This window comes from Mitsuaria sp. TWR114, from assembly GCF_007997345.1.
Genome location: NZ_VOSR01000717.1, coordinates 1 through 3,177 on the forward strand (window position 1 = coordinate 1; position 3,177 = coordinate 3,177).

General features: G+C 72.9%; 3 protein-coding genes. 1 reads left to right on the forward strand and 2 read right to left on the reverse strand.

Annotation, left to right across the window (positions count from 1 at the left end; all coding sequences use genetic code 11):
• On the reverse strand, nt 1-307 hold a 307-nt coding region (locus FUT87_RS22985; protein WP_147242513.1), incomplete at its 3' end, for a hypothetical protein.
• Between FUT87_RS22985 and FUT87_RS22990 the strand changes: the two genes are divergently transcribed.
• Nucleotides 306-644: a hypothetical protein gene (locus tag FUT87_RS22990; protein WP_147242514.1), complete on the forward strand. Its 339-nt coding sequence runs from the start codon at nt 306-308 to the stop codon at nt 642-644. The genes FUT87_RS22985 and FUT87_RS22990 overlap by 2 nt on opposite strands.
• 105 nt (nt 645-749) lie before the next feature.
• On the opposite strand, the gene FUT87_RS22995 is transcribed toward FUT87_RS22990, so the two are convergent.
• A partial coding sequence (locus tag FUT87_RS22995) for a glycoside hydrolase family 3 C-terminal domain-containing protein (protein WP_147242515.1) occupies nt 750-3,177 on the reverse strand: 2,428 nt, incomplete at its 5' end.

A 3,177-nucleotide genomic window follows, 5' to 3' on the forward strand; every position in this document is an offset into this window, starting at 1 on the left:
GCTGCAGCTGCCCGCGCAGCGCCGGATCGATCGGCTGCCGGTTCGCTTCCAGCCATTGCAGGTAGGGCAGCGCGGCGTCCTTGGCGCCGCCGTCGTGGGCACGCTTGAGCAGCTCGCCCTGGCGCGCGAGCGTGGCGGCATCGAAGACCTGGCAGTGACGCTGGAAATCCTGCGAGCGGCGGATCCATTCCTGGCTGGACAGACCCGTGATCCGCTGGAGCTGCCGACCCGTCGCGGACGGCTGATCGCGCTCCCTGTACTGGTGGTCCACCATCGCGTCCGCGCCCTGGCAGGCGGAGAGCATCATGGCCGCCTCCATCATGTCCTTCGGCGTCCCATGGCCGTCCAGCGCCAGCTGGACCCGACGCAGCGCGTCCTCTGGCCAGCCGGGCGCAGGAGGCGGGGCGCTCGTCGAGCCGGGCGCCGACGAGGCGACCGCCATCACGGCCGATGCCGCCTCCGTCTTCGCCGCGGGAAGCGGCGAGCCGGGTTCATTCGTGGGCGAGCCCGTCGCCGTTGCCTTGGCGGGGCCAGCGGCATCACTGGGCCGGCTCGACAGCCACCCGCCGGCCGCCAGCAGCAATGCGCCGATGACCACGGCCAACGCCATGCGGCGACGCGACCGATCCGCGCGCGAACCCTGATTCGATGCCATGCCGATGTGTCCTTCCTTCGTTCGAGCCTGCCCGGGCCGCGCCCAGGCGATGGCGGCCGGACAGCGTAACGCCGTGGACCGGTGCGACGCCCGCTCAGAACGCCGGCAGTCGCGCGCGGCCGGTGACCTCCAGGGTCAAAGCCTGACCCGGCGCGCGCACGCCGGTGATCGCCGGCACCGGTTGTCCTCCGCCGATCCACAGCCACACCGGCCCGGCCTCCACGACGCGCTGCCCATCGGCCTGCACGACGCTCATCGCCTTGGCGTCCAGATCGACGCTGAGCCGGCGCGATTCGCCGCCGCGCAGCACGACCCGCCGGAAGGCCACCAGCGTGCGTTCCGGCGCGAGGGCACCGGGGCGCCGGGCATAGACCTGGACGACCTCGGCCGCCTCGCGTCCGCTCTCGTTCTTCAACAGCACCGACAGCCGCGTGCCTTGCCCGGCCCGGACCCGGGGGCTCGCGAGCCGGGCCTGTGCATAGCTGAAGCGCGCGTAGCCCAGCCCATGGCCGAAGGGGAACAGCGGCTCGCCCTTGAACCAGCGGTAGGTGCGCCCCTGCATGCCGTACGCCTTGAAGGGCGGCAGTTGCTCGGCGGACCGGTAGAAGGTGACCGGCAGCCGGCCGGACGGACTGAAGTCGCCGGCCAGCAGTTCCGCCACCGCCTGGCCGCCTTCGCCGCCCGGATACCAGGCCTGCACGATGGCCGCGGCCTGCGATGTCGCGGCGCCGAAGGCCATGGCGCTGCCGCTGAAGTTCACCAGCACCAGCGGGCGGCCCAGGCCGGCCAGGCGCTCCAGCAACTTCTGCTGCGGTGCCGGCAGATCGATCCGGGTGCGGTCCCCGCCCGCGAAACCGGGCGCCAGCACCGTCATCTCCTCGCCTTCGAACTCCCCGGTCAAGCCACTGGCGAAGACCACCAGGTCGGCCTCGCGCGCGGCGGCCAGGGCAGCCTCGTCGCTGGCGCCGGGCCGGCTCCACTGCAGGCGCTGCTCGCCTTCCCAGCCGGTCTGCAGCGCCTCCACGCGCAGGGCGTAGGTCCGCCCCGCCTCGAGCTGCACGCCGCGGGTGCTGGTGGGCCAGGCGATGTCCCACAGGTCCACCACCCGTTCGCCGTCGATCCAGACGCGGTAGCCCCGGTTCCCCTTCAGCCGGAACAGATGCTCGCCACTCTCGGCGGCGCGCACGAAGCCGCTCCAGCGCGCCGATTCCTGGCGGTCATGCGCGTCCGGCCAGCCCCATCGGAAGCGGGCTTGCGCCTCGACCGTCGACGAGATCGGCGGGCCCTCGAGCTGGAGATTGGCGAAGCGCTCGAAGCTCAGCCCGGGGCGGGTGCAGGCGGCGTCGGCACACAGCCGCTCGGCCGGCAGGTCTTCCAGCGGCGGCGCCACCCAGCCCGTGCCTTCGACGAAGTCGATCCGGGCATCCGGATAGCGGGCCTTCAGGCCGGCCAGCAGGGTGACCGGCCGGGACGGCGTCCCGTTGTAGTTGCCCACCAGCGCGTCGACGCTGTCGGCGTTGGGGCCGATCACTGCGATGCGCCGGGGCGGCGTCTTCAATGGCAGCAGCCCATCGTTCTTCAGTAGGACCAGCGAGCGACGGGCCGTCTCCAGGTTGAGCGCGCGATGCGCGGGCGTGTCGAACTCGTCCGCCGTGATCCCGGCGAGAGGCCCTTGCCCAGGCGGGTCGAGCAGGCCCAGGCGCAGGCGCACGTCGAACAGCCGATGCAGCGCCCGGTCGAGGTCGGCCTCGGCCAGCAGGCCCTGCCGCACGGCCGCCACGGTGGTGGTGGGCGAGGCGGTGCTGTTGCCGCCGAAGTCGCAGATCAGGTCGGTGCCGGCGCGCACCGCCAGGGCCACGGCGGCCTCGGGCGTCTTCACATGGTGGTGGGCGCTGTCCTGGTGGATGTCGGCCACCGCGCCGCAGTCCGACACCACATGCCCCTGGAACTTCCATTCCTCGCGCAGCCGCTGCCGCAGCAGCGGCTCGCTGGCGCACGCGGGCACGCCGTCGACCGCGTTGTAGGCGCACATCACCGATTCCGCGCGGCCTTCGGTGACCGCCGCATGGAAGGCCGGCAGGTAGGTGTCCACCAGGTCGCGCGGCGAGACCCGCACGTCCTCCTTGTGGCGGTCGGCCTCGGGGCCGCTGTGCACCGCGAAGTGTTTCACCGCCGCGGACACGCGCGGATGCCGCGGGTCCGGTCCCTGCAGCCCCTGGATGAAGGCCACGCCCATGCGCGCGGTCAGCGCCGGGTCCTCGCCATAGGTCTCCTGGCCGCGGCCCCAGCGAGGGTCCCGGAAGATGTTGACGTTGGGCGACCACACCGTCAGGCCGCGGTACAGGCCGGAGGAGCCGTCGGCACCGACGGTGCCCCGGAACTTGGCGCGGAACTCGATGCCGATGACTTCGCCCACGCGCTGCACGAGCGGCGTGTCCCAGGTCGCCGCCAGGCCGATGGCCTGGGGGAACACCGTCGCCACGTCGGCGCGCGCGACGCCGTGCAGGCCTTCGCTCCACCAG